Source organism: Sphingorhabdus sp. EL138 (genome assembly GCF_945882965.1).
Lineage (GTDB): Bacteria > Pseudomonadota > Alphaproteobacteria > Sphingomonadales > Sphingomonadaceae > Sphingorhabdus_B.
The window spans coordinates 66,490-87,396 of record NZ_CAMCWY010000011.1 but is presented as its reverse complement, the minus strand read 5'-3'; the positions used below and the strand labels follow the sequence as shown (position 1 = coordinate 87,396).

Here is a 20,907-nt window from a genome sequence, read left to right as displayed (position 1 = left end):
GAACGGCTCATTGACGAACTTGGAATCGGGGAACCTGTTCGCGAAAGGGCTCTTATCATTCCAGCCGGTCTAACCGGTCAAAAGGTCGCTAGCGGCGAAGCAGTCCTCGCTGTCCAGCAGATCAGCGAGTTGCTTGCAGTACCCGAGATCGACTTCATTGGTCCGTTCCCGGCACCGGTCCAAGAAACCACCAACTTCAGCACGGCCCTTTTCGCCGATTTCGCCAATTCTGCGCGCGCAAACGTTTTCTTTGATGTGCTCTTTTCACCAGAGGTCCGGGCGGCTTGCGAGGCTGCAGGCCTCAAGCCGTTTTTCGAGTAAATTCATTATGACAACTTCGCCTCGTATAATCCTCCTGCACGCCACTCAGGTGGCCTTTGATCCAATACATACAGCTTTCCGTGAAATCTGGCCGGAGCCCGAACTAGTTAATCTGCTTGACGATGCCCTGACACCTGACCGTGCCCGCGAACCTGACTTATCTGAAGCAATGACTGAACGGTTAGTATCGTTAGGGCGATTTGCTCTGAAAATTGGAGCGGACGCTATACTAGTTACCTGTTCGGCGTTCGGGCCAGCAATCGATGTAATGGCACGAGAATTTTCAATACCAGTCCTAAAACCGAACGACGCAATGTTCCAAGCCGCGCTCGAAATAGGATCCAACATCGGTATGATGGCAACTTTTCAACCCTCGATCTCAACTATGGAGGTCGAGTTCAATGAACACGCAGCATCGATTGGTAAAGCTGCAACTCTCAAAACGATTCTGGTCGAAGATGCCATGACAGCCCTACGTGCCGGTGATGCTGCAACCCACAACAGGCTCATCGCAAGCCGCGCTGGCGAATTGGGCGCGGTAGATGCAATTATGCTTGCCCATTTCTCTACATCACGAGCACAAGCCTACGTTCAGGCTAGCAGCTCTGCTCATGTTCTAACTGCACCATCGGCGGCTGTCCAACGCCTTCGTACACTCCTCGAGGGCCCCCAAAAGGCAAGCTGAATGCCCTGAGCGGGCCGGAAATTTGACATCCGGCAGATGTCCTAAATTATTAAAGTTGTTTTCTAAGTGCCGAAAATTTCAACTCGTGCAACCCTAAGCAAAGTCGGGAGATAACACCCCCTTTGTCCTTAAAGGGTCTAAACCGAAGTGCTGTGCCAGCGCATCGCTCGTAAATTGTTCAAACCGCATTGTAGGTTTGAGATCGCGACCTTCATACAACTGTGACGTCTTCAGCATGCCCAATCTAGAAAATGTCCTGCAAATGCCGCATTTCTTCGCTTAAACAAACGAAAGCGGCCTGTCAGCTCTCGGCCCAATTCACGCCGTTCCGCTTCGCGCCCATTTGCAGCCGTGCTGCTGTGCCCGGAATTTCCGCCATTCAGAGTATAATATTCATACCGTGGACACGCCCGCTACCTCCCTCGAGTTAAGGTGACGTGGGTGTGACTTGGGCGCAGTTCGCTCAATGCCAATGCATATTGAAGTTCGACCGATCGCGCGAGCTTCCGACTTCTTGCATGGCGCTCGCCGAAATAAATTATGCGCTGTAACAAAAGTGTCCATGGGGGGTCATCTGCCAGTTATGGTCCAATCCTAGCTAGACGTGCAATGTTCAATCAACTCTTGAAAGTGAAATCATGAAGCTTCTTACTGGTTGCGCCCTATTCGCGCTCAATACCGCATTCGCTGCACCTCTGTACGCCCAGACTGCTGCCAACTCGGCGGTTCCGAATGATCCGGGTGCGGCTGGCGAGGTGATTATCGTGACCGGAACCCGCGATATCGGGCGCACTCAGTTTGACACCGCCGCTCCTGTTGACATCATTTCGTCCGATGCGATCGATTCGGTTGTCTCGTCCGATCTGACGACTGTACTCGCCCGGCAATTGCCATCCTTCAATGTCCAGCGTCTGCCCGCAGCTGACGGCCAGGCTTTTGTCCGCCCGGCAACCTTGCGAGGTCTGTCGCCAGACCATACGTTGGTTATGGTGAACGGCAAGCGCTATCACCGTTCCGCCTTGCTTGGCTCGCGCGGAGCGCAGGCACCCGACCTCAACACAATTCCCGGCCTTGCCATCAAGCAGGTTGAAGTGTTGCGTGACGGCGCTTCGGCACAATATGGTTCGGATGCCATCGCCGGGGTGATCAACTTCATTCTTGATGATACGCCAGGCCTGCAGATGTTCGGTCAATATTCGCAATATTATAAAAATGATGGCGACACCTATAAGGCCGGTCTGCAAGGCGGCGTGGCGCTAGGCGATCGCGGCAGCCTTGCCGTTACTGCAGAATTTTCGGATGGGGCAGCGACCTCCAGGACCCGCCAGCGCCCCGATGCTATTGCCCTGCAGGCGGCCCGGCCGGATCTGGCCGTACCGAATCCGGTCCAGCGATGGGGGCAACCGGAAACGCAGACCCTGCGCGGTGCCTTTAACTTGAAATATGAACTGTCCGATTCTCTCGAATTGTATGCCTTTGGTACCGGAGCCGATGGCAACGGGGTGACAGACTTCAACTGGCGCAACCCGGTCGCCACGGGCAGCGTCTTCAAGGGCACAGTCGCCTTTCCAGGCTTTAACTTCGTCAGCATTTATCCCGCCGGCTTCACGCCGCGGTTTGGAACCGAGTTCAGTGATCTGCAGGCTGTTGGCGGGCTGCGCGGTGGCTTTGGCGATGGCGCGCTCACTTATGACCTGAGCGCATCGACTGGTCGCAGCCTGATCGATTATAATATGAGTGAAACACTCAATGCATCGCTTGGTCCAAAAAGCCCGACAAGCTTTTATCTCGGGCGGCTAGAACAGAGCGAGTTCAACCTCAACGCCGATTTCGTGTACCGGCTTGAAGTGGGCGGTTATCAGCCGCTGAACGTCGCCTTCGGCGCCGAGCGGCGCAAGGAAACATACGAAGTTGGTGCGGGAGATCCTGCATCCTATGCCATTGGATCAGGGGCAGCAGAGGGGCTTGCACCTAATTCCAACGGTTTTCCCGGTTTCAGTCCAATTCAGGCAGGCACGTTTGATCAAACCAGTCATGCCGGCTATCTCGATCTCGAATGGCAGCCGATCGAAATCCTAACAATCGGTACCGCTGCCCGTTACGAAGACTATTCGGAGTTCGGCGATACCTTTAATTACAAGTTTTCAGGCCGAGTTGAGCCGGTGGACGGCTTCGCTCTGCGGGCAACATATTCGACGGGCTTCCGCGCTCCCACGCCGGCTCAGCTCAATACCGCCAACACCAGTCAGGGACTGGATACCGTGACCCTGCAGGTGTTCAACCGCGGCCGTCTCTCCCCAAGCGATCCGCTGGCGGTGCTACTCGGGGCCAAGCCGCTCACCCCGGAAGAATCGGAAAGCTTCACCGCCGGACTTGCCTATCAGGGCGATAACGGCTTTTCGGCCAGTATCGACTTGTATGAGATCAAAGTTGATCGCCGCTTTGGTCAATCCGCGACTTTTGCCGTCCCGCGCGGGGTTGCAAACCCCGACCGCTTTACTGGCGTCAGTTATTTTACCAATGATTTCAATACTCGTACGCGCGGTATCGACGCCGTGCTCGCCTATCGCGGCACTGCCGGGCCAGGCACGCTCAGTACAAGCATCGCCTATAACTACAACGAGACCAAGGTTACCGGCGGCACCAGTGCCACGATTGGCAACGATACCCAGCGACGCATTTTCCAAGAACGCCTGCCAAAAAACAATGCCACGGCAACATTGGGATATAAGCTTGCCGGCTTTGACGTCACGCTGCACGGCCGCTATTTCGGGTCGTGGACCGACAGCAGCGGCAATGCGACGGGCGATATCTTCCAGAAATTTGGCGCCACCGCGTTGTTCGATGTCTCGGTGGGCTATGAAATCAATAAGCATGTGAATCTGGTTGTGGGTGCCGAAAACCTGTTCAACACCTACCCCGACGAAGCGACCTTCCAAGCCAATCGCGGCCTGATCTATTCGCGCAACGCACCATATGACACTGACGGTGGGCAATATTTTGCTCGTCTTGGTGTGAAGTTCTGAATACCTTGAATGACCAAGATGAACAGAAGGACAGTTTTGCAAGGCGCGGTGGCGGGTGCAGCGATGCTCCCAACGGCGGCCTTGCGTGCTGCTCCGGCTTCTGTTCCGATCAAGGGAGCGGGACTTTCCAATGATGAGGTTTATTGGGCGCAGATTGCCGCCCAATATGATGTGACAGACGCGGTGATCCAGCTAGAGAACGGGAACTGGGGTATGATGCCCCGTCCCGTTCTTGCCGCTTATCAGGATTGTGTAGCGAAGGTGAACCGGGAAACCAGCTACTACGCCCGGCGCGGCATGGGCGCGGATTTGGGTGAGGCGCATGCGCGCCTCGCCACCTTCCTTGGTGTAGAACGCGAAGAAATCGTGCTCACCCGCAATGCCACCGAGGCGCTGAAGGCGCTGATTGGCGGCTATAACCGGATAAAGGCCGGGCAGGCCGCGCTTTATGCCGATCTCGATTATGACAGCATGCAGGCAAGCCTTGAGGCGAGCATGGCCCGGCGCGGTGCGCGAACGATCAAGATCTCTTTGCCCGAGCCGGCCTCCTATCAGAATGTCATCGACGCCTATATCCAGGCGTTTGAAACCTACCCCGATATCAAACTGGTTCTCCTGACGCATATCAGCCACCGGACCGGGCTCAAGATACCCGTGCGCGAGATATCAGTTCTGGCACGGGAACGCGGAATAGATGTCATTGTCGATGCCGCACATAGCCTGGGGCAGGTCGAGTTCGATCTTGCAGGATTGGGAGCTGATTTTGTCGGGATAAATCTGCACAAATGGATGGGCGCACCGCTGGGTGTGGGCGCTGCCTATATCCGTGAGGGGCGCGTGTCGGCGATTGATCCCGACATGGCCGACGAAACTCCTGGTTCCGGTTCGATCAGATCGCGGGTCCACACCGGGACCGTCGACTTTGCCGCTACCCTTACCCTGCCGGAGGCGCTGGATTTTCAAGCTAAGATAGGTGCCTCGGCCAGAGCGGCGCGGTTAAAGGCTTTGCGGAACGGATGGGTCAATCAGCTACGTGATCTGCCCGGCATAGAACTGCTGACGCCGGATGATCCCCGGATGCACGGTGGGATCACCTCTTTTCGCCTGGCCGGACGCACGTCTGAGGCCCAGAACAAGGCGCTTGCGGCCACGCTGCTGGCCCGTTTTGGGATATTCACCGTCCATCGCACCGGCCTTGCCAGCGGTGCCTGCGTAAGGGTGACGCCGGGGCTGTTCAATTCTATGGCGGACGTCAACGCTTTAGCCGTGGCCCTCAGGCAGATCGCTAACACGACGGAGTTTTAACGGGGTCAGCCATCAACCAGCCGGAATAGCACCGTTTATCAAGCGCCAAGAAGACTGGGCCGTCATCGAAAAGATGGACGAAGCCTCTTGCTTGTCCGCCGGTTTTGATCGGATCCACGAAGATTGGCTGGCAAGGAAAACTGATACCAATGCGCCTAAGCTGTTCCCGTTAGAAGACCTTTTAAAATGAAAAAGTGTAACCTGTTACTTAGGTTGTTATTTAAAGCTAACCGCTACTCACCAAATCAACGCTAAATTGTTAATCTATGGTGAGCCCTGCTGGGTTAGAACCCGCGACCCGCTGATTAAATTTTACGGATTGGCAGCTTTTAATTACTGCTCCTTTGAAGCTGCCCGTCCGCTCCCGGCCCAAAAGCTGACTGACCGGACGTGCAAAATAATATGTAAGAAGGAAGCGCGGTTCCCATCTGCCAGAATGGAGGGTGCCACGTCGGTGGGGTCTCGCAACTAAAAATTTAGTGCGAAGGTAGCCCGTGACAATCACCAAGCGCTCGGCCCTACCCCCCTCCCCTTGGGTTCCCGAAATTACGGCAACAAGCCTGCTTTGAGTCGCATCGAACCTACCACAGGTCCAACCAGCCCCGGGCTTTAGCAATTCCATCCCGATGCCAATACCCCGCGAAAACATATTGGCTGATGCCTATATGATGCCTAGAGCATCAAGCACTCAATGGCTCCACAGCCATATTTTCTGCAAGTCATTGAAAAAATGGTGCACCCGGAGCGATTCGAACGCCCGGCCCTCAGATTCGTAGTCTGATGCTCTATCCAGCTGAGCTACGGGTGCACTGGAACGTCGCTATTAGGGACGGCGGGCCGCATGTGCAATAGCTATTTTGACCTTCAAACCTGCTTGCAGGATGATTTTCGGCGGATGGCATCGATGGTTGGAAAGGTGCTCGCCGGGGCGACGAGTATGCGAATGAGCACTAATCCCCTGTCATAACCGACGCGCACGGGTTCATAACCTGCGGGCGCTGTCTGCCCCGCTTTCACAAGCGCGAGCCGTGCGGCTTTGCCTTTGGTGTCCCGGTCGCTGCGCACCGCGGCCACATCGGTACGGGCATCAAAAATGCTCACCGACCAATAATGGCCCGGCACTGGCTGCACATCGACCAGCACGGGGCCTTTGGACACATCAAAGACGCAGGTAGAGTAAGAAAGGTCGGGGCTTGGCCTAACGATCGTCTGATTATCCGCCGTCGTCATGGCTGCAAAAGCAAACTGGTTCGCGGCCCCCTGCTTGCCGACTTTCATCAACGCGGCCTGCATCAGCGCGTAAGGCGTGGCCAGCAAGGTCGCCTGAAAGGCCCCAAATGCAATAAGGCCGCCCGCCAATATTGGGAATATCCAGCGCCGCATCATGCACATCCCTTGCGGTCGATAATCGGCAGTTGCGCCGTTTCGGGGCTTTTGATGATATCCGCCGACGGGTGATAAAGACGCAAGGTTAGGTCAAAGGCCTCTACTGACCCTGTTGGCAACCAACTGCCGGATTGCGCCTCTGGCGACACAGTGAACGACCACCGCCCTTGCGCGTCCGGGGATACCGCGCTGGCCGGGATGGACCAGCGGTTGGCGGCGTTTTTCACAAGCCAGCCTTCGCCTTCATACAAAGTCACACTCCACCAGCGGCCATCAAGCTGGCCACCGCGCACGTCATAGGTGCAGCGCCCGTCAAGCGCGCGGCCATCGCTGTCATTTTGTGCGGTGAAATACATCGCCTCTCTGGCGGGCAAGGCCAGCAGGCCGGACAAGGCAACCTTGGCGCGGGTGAGCGTGCTTGCATCCAATGTGCCGAAGCTTTTTCCCGTCTCCCATGGCCCGTTGGCGACGACGCCATCGTTCAATCCGCCACGCACTTGCTGCACGGCATAAGCCGCGCCGCCGATTAGGCCCAATGCGACACAAATGACATATCGATGCCAAGTTTTCATACGGCTTCCTCCCTCGCCTGACCCTAAATACCGTGTTTACCGACGTGCAAACGCCGCCTGCGCCGCCGCAAGCCTTGCGATGGGCACGCGATAGGGTGAGGCGCTGACATAATCGAGGCCAACCTTTTCGCAAAACGTGATCGACGCCGGATCGCCGCCATGTTCGCCGCAAATGCCCAATTTGATATCAGGACGCGTTGCGCGGCCCTTATGGACGGCAATCTCTATCAATTGGCCAACGCCCTCGACATCAAGGCTGACAAACGGATCGCGGGCGTAAATGCCCTTGTCGACATAATGCGTCAGGAAGCGTGCGGCGTCATCGCGGCTAACGCCCAAGGTGGTTTGCGTCAGGTCATTGGTGCCAAAGCTAAAGAAGCTGCCGACTTCGGCAATTTCATCGGCCATCAACGCCGCGCGGGGCAGCTCTATCATCGTGCCGACGAGATATTCGATCCGCTTGCCCTGTTCGGCAAAGACCTCTTCGGCGGCCTTGTCCACGACATCCTTCATCAATTCCAGTTCGCGGCGCGTGCCAACAAGCGGGATCATTATTTCGGGCACAGGAGCAACGGCAAGGCTGCACGCAGCTTCAAATATCGCGCGCGCCTGCATCTCGTAAATTTCGGGATAAGTCACGCCCAAGCGGCATCCACGGTGGCCAAGCATCGGGTTAAATTCGTGCAGTTCCGACGCACGTTGTTTTAACACTTCAACGCCAACACCGGCGGCTGCGGCAACCTCGGCAAATTCGCTTTCCTGATGCGGCAGGAATTCATGCAAGGGCGGGTCAAGCAAGCGGATGGTGACGGGAAGGCCAGCCATGACTTCAAAAATCGCGGCAAAATCCTTGCGCTGTTCGGGCAATAATTTGTCGAGCGCGACGCGGCGGCCCTTTTCATCATCCGCGAGGATCATTTGGCGCACAGCGGTAATGCGGGCGGCGTCAAAGAACATATGCTCTGTCCGGCACAGGCCAATGCCTTCTGCACCAAAATCACGTGCCGTTTGCGCGTCGGACGGGGTTTCGGCATTGGCGCGGACCTTCATCCGGCGGCCAGCATCGGCCCAGACCATTAACGTCCCAAAATCGCCGACCAATTCGGGTTGGATTGTCGGCACTTCACCCGCCATCACTTCGCCAGTTGAACCATCCAGCGTCATGATATCACCCTCTTTTAAGGTGCGCCCGGCGATGCGCAAGACTTTGGCCGTGGCATCGATTTGCAGGCTGCCTGCGCCTGATACGCAAGGTCGTCCCATGCCACGTGCGACAACGGCCGCATGGCTGGTCATGCCGCCGCGCGCGGTCAATATGCCCTTGGCCGCATGCATGCCGTGAATGTCTTCAGGACTGGTTTCGATACGCACCAATATAACCGCCTTGCCCAATGCGCTGAAGCGTTCGGCGGTGTCGGCATCAAAGACGATCTCACCTGATGCCGCACCCGGCGACGCAGGCAGGCCAGAGGTCAGCACATCGCGCGGCGCTTGCGGATCAAGCGTTGGGTGCAGCAACTGGTCCAGCGCCATTGGGTCCACACGCAGCACAGCCTCATCCGTTGTAATCATCCCCGCTTGGGCCATATCGACGGCGATTTTCAAGGCGGCCTTGGCGGTGCGCTTGCCCGAACGGGTTTGCAGCATCCACAATTTCTCCCGCTCAACGGTGAATTCAATATCCTGCATATCGCGATAATGTGTTTCCAGGATTTCAAACACGCGCGCCAACTCAGCATATACCGTCGGCATGGCTTCTTCCATCGACAGCGGCTTTGCGCCAGCGCGTTCGCGGGCCGCCTTGGTCAGATATTGCGGGGTGCGGATCCCTGCGACAACATCTTCACCTTGCGCGTTGATCAGATATTCGCCGTAAAAGGCGTTCTCGCCCGTTGCCGGATCACGGGTGAAGGCAACCCCTGTCGCCGACGTTTCACCCATATTGCCAAAGACCATCGCCTGCACGTTGACCGCCGTGCCCCAGTCGCCCGGAATATTATTCAGGCGGCGATAGACTTTTGCCCGGTCCGATTCCCATGACCCAAACACCGCGCCGACCGCACCCCATAATTGGTCGTGCACATCTTGCGGAAATGGTTTGCCCCATTCGGCGGCGACAAGGCGCTTATATTCGGCAACCAAAGCCTTCAAATCATCGGCAGACAGCTCTGTATCGAGATAGAATCCGCGATCTTCTTTGGCGATTTCCAACGCCTCTTCAAACGCGCCATGGTCCAGTTCCAACACCACATCGGCATACATTTGGATGAAACGGCGATAGCTATCCCATGCAAAGCGGGCGTCGCCTGACGAAGCGGCAAGCCCTTCGACTGTCTGGTCATTCAGCCCCAGATTTAAAACGGTATCCATCATCCCCGGCATCGACACCCGGGCGCCCGAACGCACTGACACCAGCAACGGATTGGCCGGATCGCCAAAGGATTTACCCGTTACCTGTTCAATATGCGCGAGGCCATTGGCGACTTCGGCGCGGACACTGTCAGGGAAGCTTTGGCCATTGGCATAATATGCCGTGCACATTTCGGTCGTAATCGTGAAGCCCGGGGGGACTGGCAGGCCAATCGAGGCCATGCCATCCAAATTCGCGCCCTTGCCGCCAAGAATGTTTTTATTGCCGCGAACGGTTTCGTCGCCATCCGAAACACCGCCACCGAACCGATATACATATTGGGTCATCCCGCGGCCATTCCTTTTACTTGGCTTTATTGCTTGGCCGCCGTTGTGCAGTGCAGCGCATCGGAGTCAAGTCTGGAGGGCAGTTATTTTCCGGATTTGTTGGCGAATAACATAAAGCGCGCCAAGGGCAGCTTGAAAGACAGCAAATACAAGACGTGGAGCACGACCAGCGCAATGGCCAGATTCGCGAGATATTCATGCATTTCTTCGGTAATCTCGCCAGATTCATCTTCGCGACGCTCGCGTCCATTTTCGTCCGAGAGGGAAAAGGAACTAAGCGCGCTGGGCTGCAACGCCCGCCCCTTGTCCATCATGATACCCGTGCCAGTGGCACCAATCACCGAAAGGGCTATACCCGCCAGCAGAACTTGGCTGATGGCCGGATGGGTCATGATTCCCTTTAGATGCAAATCCTTGAACGAGGGGTGGAAACGCGCAAGCCCCAATTGCGGCGCGCCGCTCAAGGCCCAAATCAGCCGGAACAATATGAGGGCAGCGACACCATAGCCAAGCCAGGCATGAACAAGGCCCATTTCCGCCGAAAAATAAGCGGCCAATACGCTCAGCGCGAGGACGCTGTGAAAAATACGGATTCGGTGCATGACGGCCATGGGGATGTTCCTTTGAACAGGAAACAACCCAAACGCCCATTCGGCCCCGCCAGCAATGATTTAGATCAAGCGCCGTCATATTGAACATGTTGTTCAGCGTGCCGTCCGCCTCTATCCCTCAATCTTCGAAAAATCGGCCACGCGGCTGACCGCATCGCGGAACCGCGCGAGTAAGCCCAAACGAAACGCGCGCTTGTCTTGGTCGGGATCGTTGACCATGACGCCTTCAAAAAAGGCATCAATGGGCGCGCGCAACGTCGCCAATGCCGCCATAGCGCCTTCGAAATCTTCGACCGACAAGGCGGCTGCGGCCTTGGGCTCAGCGGCGTCGAGCGCGGTGCGGAGGGCACTTTCCTCGATGCCCAAATCCGCGTCGCTCCAGCGAAGGCTGGAGCCCATCTCGTCTGTCGTTCCAGACTGAGATACGTGATGGGCCCCAGCCTGCGCTGGGGCGACGGACGATTTTTCGCCACCGTCGGCCTGCTTCAATATATTCGCCGCACGTTTATACGCCGCCAGCAGATTCGTCCCTTCGGCATTCGTTATGTAAGCCTGCAATGCCTTCACCCGCGACAGCAACCAGACAAGATCATCCTCACCGCCAAGGCTAAACACCGCATCGATGAGGTCGTGCCGCACACCCGCTTCACGTTGTTGGACTTTGAGGCGGTCGACCAAAAATTCTTCAAGCGTATCGAAGCTGGCTCCTGCGCCGGTCGCAACAAGCATGTCCTTCAACGAACAGCGTAATTCATTCTGCAGTAATAGTGATAAGAACCCAATCGCAGCGCGACGTAATGCAAACGGATCCTTCGAACCTGTAGGCGGCATACCAGCTGAGAAGAATTGCGCGAGCGTATCCAACTTATCAGCCAAGCTTACCGCCACCGTTACCGGAGCCGTGGGGACATCGTCGCCCTGCCCGACGGGTTTATAATGGTCGCGAATGGCATCGGCGATGGCGTCGCTCTCACCTTGCGCGCGGGCGTAATAGCCGCCCATGATACCCTGCAATTCAGGAAATTCACCCACCATGCCGGTGACGAGATCCGCCTTGCACAAACGCGCCGCGCGTTCGGCTTGGTCTGCAGTCGCGCCCGTGACGATGCGCTCGGTTACCAACCAACGCGCAATCTTCGCAACCCGCTCAACCTTGTCAGCGACCGTGCCCAATTTTTCTTGGAATGTAATCTGCGCCAATTTCTGCGCTTGGCTATCCAGCGCGACCTTTAGGTCCTGTTCCCAGAAGAATTTCGCATCGGACAGACGCGCGGCCAGTACCTTTTCATTACCCGCAACAATCGCCGCCCCTTTGTCATGCGCATCGATATTCGCGGTGCATACAAAAGCGTTTGCCAGCTTGCCCGTTTTGTCTTGGCAGACAAAATATTTCTGGTTCACGCGCGCGGTCAACTGAATGACCTCTTGCGGCACATCCAAGAAAGCGGACTCGAAACGGCCAAGCATCGGCACCGGCCATTCGGTCAGGCCCGCATTTTCAATCACTAGACCTTCATCTTCTACCAAATGCAGGCCAGCCGCCTTCGCCGCCGCATTCGCGCCGTCACGGATGATGCGGCAACGTTCGGAAAAATGGACGAGGACATGGGCCGCGCGCAGCTTTTCAATGTAATCTCCGGCATTACCGATAGTAATGGCGCCGCTGTGATGGAAACGATGCCCCATCGTCTCTGCACCGCTAACGATGCCGTCAATTTCGCAATGCACCACGGCATCACCGAGCAGTGCCACGATGCCTTGCAATGGGCGTACCCAGCGCAGGCTCTCGGTCGAGACCGAGGCCGCGCCCCAGCGTTGCGATTTCGGCCATGGGAAGGCGCGGATAATCGCGGGAATCGCCTCTGCCAGAACATCAGCTGTCTGACGCCCAGCCTTTTCAACCACCGCATAATAGACGCCATCACGTTCGATCAACTGGTCTTGCGAAAGGCCACTTTTGCGCAGGAAACCTTCCATCGCCTGCGGCGGCGCGCCGACCTTTGGCCCCTTGGTTTCTTCAGACACAGCCTCAGTCGCCAGCGGCAGTCCATATGCGATCAACGCAAGGCGGCGCGGAGTGGCGAAGGTTTCAACCGATGCCGCGGCAAGTCCAGCCTTGGCCAATGCATCATTAAACAAGCGCGCCAAGTCTTCCTTGGCCTTGACCTGCATCCGCGCAGGGATTTCTTCGGAACGCAATTCAAGCAGGAAGTCGGTCATATCAAAACACCGTCATGCTGAACTTGTTTCAGCATCCATCGTGCCAGGCAGGCCGAAGGGCATAGAGGAGAAATGGACCCTGAAACAAGTTCAGGGTGACCGCTTCGAGGAAAGTTTTGCGGTTGCACCATCATACTGCCCACCCATTCTTATCCATCCATGCCTGGCAACTGCCTTTGGCAAGGTCGCGGACGCGGCCCATATAGCTTGCGCGTTCCTGCACCGAAATAACGCCCCGCGCTTGCAATATGTTGAAGATGTGGCTCGCCTTAATCGCTTGCTCATAAGCGGGAATGGGCAAAGCATGTTGCAGGCAGCTTTCGCATTCTGCCGTCGCCTTTTTGAAGGCGTCAAACAGCATGTCGGTGTCGGCAACTTCGAAATGATAGGTGCTCATCTGCTGTTCGTTTTCGCGGAATATGTCGCCATAGGTCACCGCCGGACGATCCGCCGTTGCGTTATTATAAACGAGGTCGAAAATGCTGTCCTTGTTCTGGATATACATCGCCAGACGTTCCAGACCATAAGTCAGCTCGCCCGAAACGGGCTTGCAGTCAAAGCCGCCCATTTGCTGAAAATAGGTGAACTGCGTCACCTCCATACCGTCGCACCAGACTTCCCAGCCAAGGCCCCATGCGCCCAGCGTCGGGCTTTCCCAGTCATCTTCCACAAAGCGGATGTCGTGGAGCAAAGGATCAATGCCAATCGCCTCTAATGAACCGAGATACAGCTCCTGCAAATTGGGCGGGCTTGGCTTTAAGATAACTTGATATTGATAATAAGCGCCTAGCCGATTGGGGTTTTCGCCATAACGACCATCGGTTGGCCGGCGCGATGGCTGCACAAAGGCGGCGTTCCATGGGGCCGGCCCCAATGCGCGCAGGGTGGTGGCCGTGTGGAACGTGCCGGCACCCATTTCCATGTCATAAGGCTGCAAAATGGCACAACCCTGCTTGCCCCAATAATCATGAAGCGTGAGGATCAGATCCTGAAAACTAAGTGGAGCAATGTCGGACATGGCCAGCCATTGGCGGAGATGGGCTGCTAAATCAAGGTTCTGAATAAACGCATAGGTTTTTGTCAGCGGTGCATAGCATATTGTAAGGTGTTGTTGACATTATCAGCGAATCGAATTAGTAAGGTATACATGACACAAAGACACCGAAACCTGACATGAAAAATCAGCTCAAAGTGCTGCGTGCGATGCGCAACTGGAGTCAGGCCGATTTGGGCGAACATCTCGATGTCTCGCGCCAGGCAGTGAATGCGATTGAAACGGGGAAATATGACCCCTCGCTGCCACTGGCGTTCAAGATTTCACGTCTGTTTGATTTGCCCATCGAACAGATTTTTGATGACGAATTTGAAGGAGGGAACCATGTTTGACGCAGATGAAGATGCTGGCGGCAACGGCAAACGCATATTGTGGATCTCATTGTGCGGCTTTGGCATAATCATGCTCTTAGGCGCCATCACGGGTTTCCTGTCTGCACATATGAAGGAAGGCGGCGGCACGCTAAAATTATCTGGCTATGCTGTTTTAGCGGCCTTCATAAGCGTCACCCTCGCGCTTGCATTCGCCATCTGGAAATTGTTTCGCCAAATGAAGCGGAGCGACCAAAAAGTGCCGCAACGTGAGAAAGTCTACAATCGGTTCTTAATTGGCAGCTTTTTATTTGGCGGCGTCACCGGCCTCATCCTCGCTCTGACAGGTAGCTTTGACGAAACAGAAGCCGGTCTTATTTCCAATGATGCCATGTCACCCATGCTCGCGATCATCCTTTCGATCGCCCTCGGCGTCATTGTTCCAGCCATCACTTTCTACTGGCATAAAAATCTTGTCGATGAACAAGAAGAGGCTGCCTACCGATTTGGCGCGCTCATCGCGATGTACGCCTTTTGGTTCATCGCGCCCGTCTGGTGGTTGCTGTGGCGCGGGGGCATGCTGCCAGAGGTAGACGGCATAGCATTGTATTTTATAACAATATTTGTGGCCTTGATTGTCTGGTTCTGGAAAAAATACCTCTAACGACCGGTCCAAGTTCGTCGAAATAATTTCCTATCTTTCGTTCATGGAGAATATCGATGCGTATTACATTAAAGTCCTTAATGGCTGCCACCGTGACATGCGCCTTAGCATGGGCAGCCCCCGTCGCGGCACAAAACACACCAACGGAAGCCCCTGCATCGGTGGAGGCGCTTGACCCCGTCAAGGCACCGCCTGCCGTCAAGGACGTCGATCCCGCCTTGTGGGTCATCAAAGACGCCGACACCACTATTTACCTGTTCGGCAGTGTCCATATCTTAAAGCCAGGTCTTGGCTGGTTTGATGATGGCGTAAAGACGGCTTTTGACAGTTCAGACCAATTGGTACTGGAACTGGTCGAGCCGCCCGCAGCAGAGGCCCAAGCCTTGTTTGGCAAGCTGGCGATGGATCAACAGGGCAAGACCTTGCGTTCCAAAATGAATGACGCCGACCGTGCGGTGTATGATGCGGCGATGGGCAAGCTTGGAATTCCAGCGCCCGCTTTCGACCCATTTGAACCATGGGCGGCGGGAATCACCATGTCCTTGCTCGCAATGCAGAAATCCGGCTTTGATCCCAATAGCGGCGTTGAAAAGCAACTTACGGCGGCGGCGAATGTCGGCAATAAGCCCATCGCCGGACTTGAAACCATGGCGTTCCAACTTGGGGTATTCGATACGTTACCAGAGGCCGAGCAAATCGCGTTTTTGGTCGAAACGGCAAAGATGATTGATGATACCAACAGCATGATGGAAAAAATGGTCAACATGTGGGGATCGGCGGACACCGAAAGCCTTGCGCAGCTTATGAATGAAGGGATGACCAGCCCGACTTTGTACGATGCCTTGCTGACCAATAGGAATGCCAATTGGGCGAAATGGATTTCGGCACAGATGAAAAAGCCAGGCGTTACATTTATGGCCGTTGGTGCGGGGCATCTGGCTGGCCCGACAAGCGTTCAGGCTTTGCTGCCGGCCTATGGTCTCAGCGCAACGCGGGTGGCCTATTAAGCTGTAATGTGTAAAACAGGGGAAGGTCGGGCCTAGAACGCCCGGCCTTCATGTATAGGCGGGATAGATCGGGAAAAAATGCAACGCGACGAACTTGCCCCTAACGTGTTTCCCGCACCATCCTATTATCCCGGTCTGCTTCCCAGCATTGGTTTCATCATATCCTATTTCGCCCTACAGGGGGTGTGCACAGCCATCATCATCGCCGCAACGCAAGCCGACTTGGCCACGCCTGCACCGATGTCGATCATCTCTGGATTAGTGGCATCCGCCATCGTCCAACTAATGCTGATGTGGCTGTATCTACGCAAAGACGGGCGGATGGAGGCATTGGGCCTTTATGATTTCGGCAGGATGCCGCTGCGCAAGGCAACCCGGCTTGCCCTGTCATTGGTCATCGCCGCCATGGCGTTCAATTTTGTATACGCCACGTACGTTATTCCAAGCGTCGGGATGCAAGACGATGTGGCGAAAATCCTGGCTAGCATCGCCCGGACACCGCTGAATGTGGCGGTCATATTCTTCGCCATTGCGATTGCCGCGCCCGTGGTGGAGGAATTGCTGTTTCGCGGGTTGTTACAAAATGCGCTGGCGAAGTATGTGCCCGTTTGGGGCGCTATCCTATTGTCGTCATTGCTGTTCGCGTTGGTGCATGTGCAACCTTATGCGATCCCTGCCCTGATGTCGCTGAGCATTGCCTTTGGCTATCTGTATCACCGCACCGGGTCACTGCGCGCCAACATCATCCTGCACATGGCGAACAACGTCTTGGCGTTGGCGATCACGCAGTTCGCGGCCTAAACGATAACAGGCTCCAGCAAGTGGAGCGTTCCGGCGTCGGTATCGATAGACCTTACGAGATTTGACACTTTGTCAACTTGCCGGGTTGAAAAATGGGGCTGCGTGGCGCAAAGGACATGGATGCTGTCTCAAAAAACCCGTTATGCCATTCGCGCCATGCAGCATCTTGCCGACCATTATGGCAAAGGCCCGGTGCAGCTCGCCGATATTGCCGAAGCGCAAAAAATTCCGCCTAAATTTCTGACCGTCATATTGTCCGAGCTATCCCGTTCCGGCTTGGTGGCGTCGCAGCGCGGCAAAGACGGTGGCTATTGGTTAGGCGTGTCGCCGATTGACATCAGCTATGGCGACCTCATCCGCATCATGCGCGGTTCACTGGCCTTAGTTCCCTGTGCCAGCCGCTATGCGCACGAAACGTGCAAAAATTGCGTTGAGGAAGAAAATTGCCGGACACGCGCGCTGATGCTTCAGGTGCGCGACAAGACGGCCAATCTGCTCGACGGCATCAATCTAACCGATATCGTCGACGCCGACATTTACCTGCAGGCGGCGGAGTAAAGCGACCAAAATCCGGCTGGCGCGCAAACAGAACCTTTCGGCGCTGAAAGCAAATTCTGATAGCGAATCATATTGTCAATAAAATTAGTTGAGTTTAACTCTCTAGTCAGAAGGAAGGCGCGATTATGCGCTTATCCTAAAAGGGGTGCTTATGACCGATTCCGGCTCAGGACGTGAAGGCAGGCTCGTCCAAGTCGACACCACCAAGCGTAAGCGTTTCGCCCGTTAATTCCTCTCTTTGTCCTAGAGGCAGACCGGTCAGCCGGATGCATCTGTTTTTTTGAAAGTTAAACATATGCGAATTCGTGCCACCGGGCCTTCACTGGCCCTGATAACTTTACTTGCGCTGGCAAATCCGGCTTATGCCGAAGATGCGGCCACCAATGATATGGTATCCGATGCAACCGCACCCGATGGTGGAGCTGAGGTGCAGGACGAACCCAGTCGCGGCGATGTAATCATCGTCACGGCACGCCGCCGCCAAGAAACCGCGCAAGAAGTGCCACTAGCAATCTCGGTCATCCGTGGCGATAGCATTGAATCCACAGGCAATTTCAACGTAGTGAAGCTGCAGCAGCTCGCGCCTACTCTACAGGTCTATGCGTCAAACCCACGCAATACCGCCGTTAACATTCGCGGACTCGGCGTGCCATTTGGCCTGACGAGCGATGGATTTGAACAAGGCGTCGGCATCTATGTCGACGATGTCTATAACGCCCGCGTCGCCGCCGCGACCTTTGACTTTCTCGATGTCGCGCAGGTCGAGGTTCTGCGCGGGCCGCAAGGGTCCCTATATGGCAAGAACACCGCAGCCGGGGCGATCAACATCACCACCAATCAGCCAACCTTTGATTTCGAAGGCCGCGCTGAAGTTACGGTCGGCAACCTCAACTTTAAGCAAGCCAAAGCGGCAGTATCGGGGCCATTGTCTGATACCCTCGCTGCGCGCATTGCCGTGTCAGCAACCGCGCGGCGCGGCACGATATTCAACGTAACCAGTGACCGATATATTAACGAGCAGGACAATCTCGGTCTGCGTGGCACATTATTGTTCCGACCAAATGATGATCTCGATATTACCCTGTCTGGCGACTATAGCCGCCAAAACCCCGAATGCTGCGGAACCGTTTTTGTTCGGGTGGGCGCAACACAGCGGCCATTGGCGCGCCAATATGCTGCGCTGGCTGCGGCACAGAATTACAGCGTGGTGTCGCGCAACCCATTCGACCGGCTTACAGATATTGATGCCCCACTCAACGCCGGTAATGTCATTGGGGGCGCTTCGTTAAGGGCCAAATGGGATGCTGGCCCCGGCACCCTGACATCGATTACGGCATGGCGGTTTTGGGATTGGAAGCCCGAAAATGACCGCGACTTCACCGCTCTGCCAATCGTTACCGCGTCGAACAACCCGTCACAGCAGGATCAATATAGCCAAGAATTCCGCTATAATTATGCGGGAGACAATGTCGACTTCGTCATGGGCGCCTTTGGTTTCAAACAGCGGATTGATACGCAAGGCTTTGAACAACAAGGCGCAGCGTCGAGTCGCTGGAACCTGACCGGCGCGCTTGCGAACAATCCTGCGGTTTTGGCTGGCCTCACCGCGCGCAACACACAGTTTCTCAAAAGCACCAGCGCGGCATTGTTTGGTCAAGCAAGCTGGAAAGTCACCGATGCACTGACCATCCAGCCCGGATTGCGGATCAACTATGACAAAAAATCCGGATTTTATCAGCGCGTCGTTACCACAGGCTCAGGCTCGCTCTTAACCTGCCCACAGCCTACCGGATCAATAGACGCAGCGCAGTGCGGCGTTTTTACCCCACAAACCAGCGCGCCTTCGGTTAGCGATTGGAACTTTAGTTACGATCTCAACGCCAATTATAAGGTCGCACAGGATGTCCTAGCCTATGCAAGCTACGCCAAAAGCTTCAAGACCGTTGGCATCAATCAAAACGGCCTTCCGCTGAATGCGGCTGGCGTGCCAATTGCAGCCTCGGGCGTCGTAAAGCCTGAATCGGTCAACCATTTTGAAATGGGCGTCAAAACACAATTTTGGGACCGCAAGGGAACGTTCAACCTGACCGCGTTCCGGACAGACATCAAAAACTATCAGGCGACGGTCACCAATGGCCAGTTGGGCGTGCTTCGCGGCTATCTCGCCAATGCGGGCAAGGTCCGCTCACAAGGTCTTGAGGCAGACTTCAAAATCCGGACGAGTGACAGGTTTAGCGCTTATCTAAATGGGGCATATACCGACGCCAAATATGCCACATTCGTCGATGCGCCATGCCCGCCTGAGCTGGCGGGCGGCACGATCGTCGGAGCGGACCAGACACCAAGCGCGCCCGGAACCCCTGGCGGACTAAGCCCTGCCAATTGCGACATTTCCGGCCAGAGCCTTCCTGGCGTATCGAAATGGGCGGTATCTTATGGCGCAGAGGTCAATACCCCGCTGACGTTGTTCGCAACCGATGGCCAGCTATATGTCGGATTTGACGGCAATTACCGGTCAAACTTTTCGTCCAACCCGTCCCCGTCGATTTACACCAACGTCCAAGGCTATGCATTATCCAATTACCGCGTCGGTTTCCGTTCGGATAATTTCGATGTTTACGGTTGGGTTCGTAATGTCTTTGACGTGCAATATTTCGAACTGCTTCAGGTGGCCCCAAGCAATGTCGGCCTGATTGCGGGACAGCCCGGCGATCCGCGCACATTGGGTGCGACCATCAAATTCAACTTTTGATACACGCACGACATGCAAAGCAGTATCCGGCGCTAAACACATTCTTGAGTGGCCCAAACAAATTACTGAGATACAAAGCGGTGGCTAAAGAAGTGACTCCCGATTATGCACGCGGCGTTCCATCGCAAAGGGCGAGACTTGGATGATTGACTATATTGCCAATATCGACTGGTCGTCGGTTGCGCCTTACATCGCCGTCGGCTTTGCGGCGCAATTGGTCGATGGCGCGCTTGGCATGGCTTTTGGCGTGATTTGCAGTACTTTATTGGTCAGCGTTATGGGCGTCGCCCCCGCCCGCGCATCGGCTGGCGTCCATTTTGTCGAGATGTTCACAACCGGCGCGTCTGGCATTAGCCATGTGTTGCACAAGAACGTCGATTGGAAGCTGTTTGCCCGCATTGCGATTCCCGGCGTCATCGGCGGCTGTACCGGCGCATATTTGCTGGCCAGCCTCCACACCGAAGCGGCGCGGCCGTTCGTTATGGGATATTTGACGCTCATCGGCTTCTATCTTTTGTATAAGGCTTGGAACTTTACGCATACACATAAGCCGCGTGATCCCAAGGTCACCATGCCACTTGGCCTGATCGGCGGCTTTCTCGATGCCTCTGGCGGCGGCGGCTGGGGACCAGTGGTCACGTCCAACCTGCTGATCCAAGGCGCAGACCCGCGCAAAACCATCGGCACGGTCAACACGGCGGAATTTTTTCTGACCGTTGCCGTGTCGCTCACCTTCATTCTGACCATCGGGTTGGAAGCCTTTACCGTCGTTACTGGTGGCCTGTTGATCGGCGGATTGCTCGCCGCGCCCTTCGGTGCCTTGGTCGCCAAACGCATTCAACCGCGCCTTTTGCTGTTCGCGGTCAGCATCGTCCTTATCGCGACGAGCTTGTTCAGCCTCTACAAAGCGCTCAGCTGATTCCGCTGTAAGCTTGCT

The 20,907-nt window shown here is 55.7% G+C and carries 17 protein-coding genes and 1 tRNA gene; 11 read left to right on the top strand and 7 right to left on the bottom strand.

The genetic code is table 11. The features are described from left to right. The 4 genes from Q0N43_RS06635 to Q0N43_RS06620 all read left to right on the top strand — a co-directional run. The coding region (locus Q0N43_RS06635; protein ID WP_366845950.1) for a substrate-binding domain-containing protein at positions 1–321 on the top strand (321 nt) is incomplete at its 5' end. A 7-nt stretch (positions 322–328) separates the two neighbouring features. Continuing rightward, positions 329–1,006, top strand: a complete 678-nt coding sequence (locus Q0N43_RS06630) for an aspartate/glutamate racemase family protein (protein ID WP_295444275.1) — start codon at positions 329–331, stop codon at positions 1,004–1,006. Positions 1,007–1,644: 638 nt separating this feature from the next. Beyond that, positions 1,645–4,032, top strand: coding sequence for a TonB-dependent receptor (locus Q0N43_RS06625; RefSeq protein WP_295444272.1), 2,388 nt, complete (start codon positions 1,645–1,647; stop codon positions 4,030–4,032). Positions 4,033–4,041: 9 nt separating this feature from the next. Beyond that, positions 4,042–5,337 carry an aminotransferase class V-fold PLP-dependent enzyme gene (locus Q0N43_RS06620; RefSeq protein WP_295444269.1) on the top strand — a complete coding sequence of 432 codons (1,296 nt, stop codon included), beginning with the start codon at positions 4,042–4,044 and terminating at the stop codon, positions 5,335–5,337. A 731-nt stretch (positions 5,338–6,068) separates the two neighbouring features. Here the strand turns inward: Q0N43_RS06620 and Q0N43_RS06615 are convergent. The 7 genes from Q0N43_RS06615 to Q0N43_RS06585 form a co-directional block, all read right to left on the bottom strand. After that, positions 6,069–6,145: transfer RNA gene (locus Q0N43_RS06615), tRNA-Arg, on the bottom strand. 56 nt (positions 6,146–6,201) lie between these two features. After that, on the bottom strand, positions 6,202–6,723 hold the full coding sequence (locus tag Q0N43_RS06610; protein ID WP_295444266.1) for a DUF1254 domain-containing protein: 522 nt from the start codon (positions 6,721–6,723) through the stop codon (positions 6,202–6,204). Further along, entirely contained in the window at positions 6,720–7,295 is a 576-nt protein-coding gene (locus Q0N43_RS06605; protein ID WP_295444263.1) for a DUF1214 domain-containing protein, read from the bottom strand. Before Q0N43_RS06605 ends, Q0N43_RS06610 begins: the two co-directional genes overlap by 4 nt. 36 nt (positions 7,296–7,331) lie before the next feature. Next, a complete protein-coding gene (ppdK, locus tag Q0N43_RS06600; protein ID WP_295444260.1) occupies positions 7,332–9,992 on the bottom strand; it encodes a pyruvate, phosphate dikinase in 2,661 nt (886 codons plus the stop codon). A gap of 83 nt (positions 9,993–10,075) precedes the next feature. Next, a complete protein-coding gene (locus tag Q0N43_RS06595; RefSeq protein WP_295444257.1) occupies positions 10,076–10,603 on the bottom strand; it encodes a cytochrome b/b6 domain-containing protein in 528 nt (175 codons plus the stop codon). Positions 10,604–10,714: 111 nt separating this feature from the next. Beyond that, a complete protein-coding gene (gene glyS, locus Q0N43_RS06590) occupies positions 10,715–12,823 on the bottom strand; it encodes a glycine--tRNA ligase subunit beta (RefSeq protein ID WP_295444255.1) in 2,109 nt (702 codons plus the stop codon). Positions 12,824–12,953: 130 nt separating this feature from the next. Beyond that, positions 12,954–13,841, bottom strand: a complete 888-nt coding sequence (locus Q0N43_RS06585; RefSeq protein WP_295444252.1) for a glycine--tRNA ligase subunit alpha — start codon at positions 13,839–13,841, stop codon at positions 12,954–12,956. Between the two features lie 155 nt (positions 13,842–13,996). Between Q0N43_RS06585 and Q0N43_RS06580 the strand changes: the two genes are divergently transcribed. The 7 genes from Q0N43_RS06580 to Q0N43_RS06550 all read left to right on the top strand — a co-directional run bounded on the left by Q0N43_RS06580 (position 13,997) and on the right by Q0N43_RS06550 (position 20,889). Next, positions 13,997–14,209 carry a helix-turn-helix transcriptional regulator gene (locus Q0N43_RS06580; protein ID WP_295444249.1) on the top strand — a complete coding sequence of 71 codons (213 nt, stop codon included), beginning with the start codon at positions 13,997–13,999 and terminating at the stop codon, positions 14,207–14,209. Continuing rightward, complete coding sequence (locus Q0N43_RS06575) at positions 14,202–14,852, top strand: hypothetical protein (protein ID WP_295444246.1); 651 nt, start codon at positions 14,202–14,204, stop codon at positions 14,850–14,852. Before Q0N43_RS06580 ends, Q0N43_RS06575 begins: the two co-directional genes overlap by 8 nt. Positions 14,853–14,908: 56 nt before the next feature. Next, a complete protein-coding gene (locus tag Q0N43_RS06570; RefSeq protein WP_295444244.1) occupies positions 14,909–15,859 on the top strand; it encodes a TraB/GumN family protein in 951 nt (316 codons plus the stop codon). Between the two features lie 78 nt (positions 15,860–15,937). After that, positions 15,938–16,660 (top strand): type II CAAX endopeptidase family protein, encoded by a 723-nt coding sequence (locus Q0N43_RS06565; protein ID WP_295444241.1) that lies wholly within the window; start codon positions 15,938–15,940, stop codon positions 16,658–16,660. A 120-nt stretch (positions 16,661–16,780) separates the two neighbouring features. Then, positions 16,781–17,218: an Rrf2 family transcriptional regulator gene (locus tag Q0N43_RS06560; RefSeq protein WP_295444238.1), complete on the top strand. Its 438-nt coding sequence runs from the start codon at positions 16,781–16,783 to the stop codon at positions 17,216–17,218. A 388-nt stretch (positions 17,219–17,606) separates the two neighbouring features. Then, positions 17,607–19,970: a TonB-dependent receptor gene (locus tag Q0N43_RS06555; protein ID WP_295444281.1), complete on the top strand. Its 2,364-nt coding sequence runs from the start codon at positions 17,607–17,609 to the stop codon at positions 19,968–19,970. 142 nt (positions 19,971–20,112) lie between these two features. After that, positions 20,113–20,889: a sulfite exporter TauE/SafE family protein gene (locus Q0N43_RS06550; RefSeq protein WP_295444235.1), complete on the top strand. Its 777-nt coding sequence runs from the start codon at positions 20,113–20,115 to the stop codon at positions 20,887–20,889. Positions 20,890–20,907: the final 18 nt, after the last annotated feature.

Coding starts and splice junctions, on each gene's coding strand:
- Q0N43_RS06570 (WP_295444244.1), top strand. CDS start 14,909: ATGCGTATTACATTAAAGTCCTTAATGGCTGCCACCGTGACATGCGCC.
- Q0N43_RS06555 (WP_295444281.1), top strand. CDS start 17,607: ATGGTATCCGATGCAACCGCACCCGATGGTGGAGCTGAGGTGCAGGAC.
- Q0N43_RS06585 (WP_295444252.1), bottom strand. CDS start 13,841: ATGTCCGACATTGCTCCACTTAGTTTTCAGGATCTGATCCTCACGCTT.
- Q0N43_RS06580 (WP_295444249.1), top strand. CDS start 13,997: ATGAAAAATCAGCTCAAAGTGCTGCGTGCGATGCGCAACTGGAGTCAG.
- Q0N43_RS06610 (WP_295444266.1), bottom strand. CDS start 6,723: ATGATGCGGCGCTGGATATTCCCAATATTGGCGGGCGGCCTTATTGCA.
- Q0N43_RS06575 (WP_295444246.1), top strand. CDS start 14,202: ATGTTTGACGCAGATGAAGATGCTGGCGGCAACGGCAAACGCATATTG.
- Q0N43_RS06630 (WP_295444275.1), top strand. CDS start 329: ATGACAACTTCGCCTCGTATAATCCTCCTGCACGCCACTCAGGTGGCC.
- Q0N43_RS06625 (WP_295444272.1), top strand. CDS start 1,645: ATGAAGCTTCTTACTGGTTGCGCCCTATTCGCGCTCAATACCGCATTC.
- Q0N43_RS06550 (WP_295444235.1), top strand. CDS start 20,113: ATGATTGACTATATTGCCAATATCGACTGGTCGTCGGTTGCGCCTTAC.
- Q0N43_RS06620 (WP_295444269.1), top strand. CDS start 4,042: ATGACCAAGATGAACAGAAGGACAGTTTTGCAAGGCGCGGTGGCGGGT.
- Q0N43_RS06560 (WP_295444238.1), top strand. CDS start 16,781: ATGCTGTCTCAAAAAACCCGTTATGCCATTCGCGCCATGCAGCATCTT.
- ppdK (WP_295444260.1), bottom strand. CDS start 9,992: ATGACCCAATATGTATATCGGTTCGGTGGCGGTGTTTCGGATGGCGAC.
- Q0N43_RS06595 (WP_295444257.1), bottom strand. CDS start 10,603: ATGGCCGTCATGCACCGAATCCGTATTTTTCACAGCGTCCTCGCGCTG.
- glyS (WP_295444255.1), bottom strand. CDS start 12,823: ATGACCGACTTCCTGCTTGAATTGCGTTCCGAAGAAATCCCTGCGCGG.
- Q0N43_RS06565 (WP_295444241.1), top strand. CDS start 15,938: ATGCAACGCGACGAACTTGCCCCTAACGTGTTTCCCGCACCATCCTAT.
- Q0N43_RS06605 (WP_295444263.1), bottom strand. CDS start 7,295: ATGAAAACTTGGCATCGATATGTCATTTGTGTCGCATTGGGCCTAATC.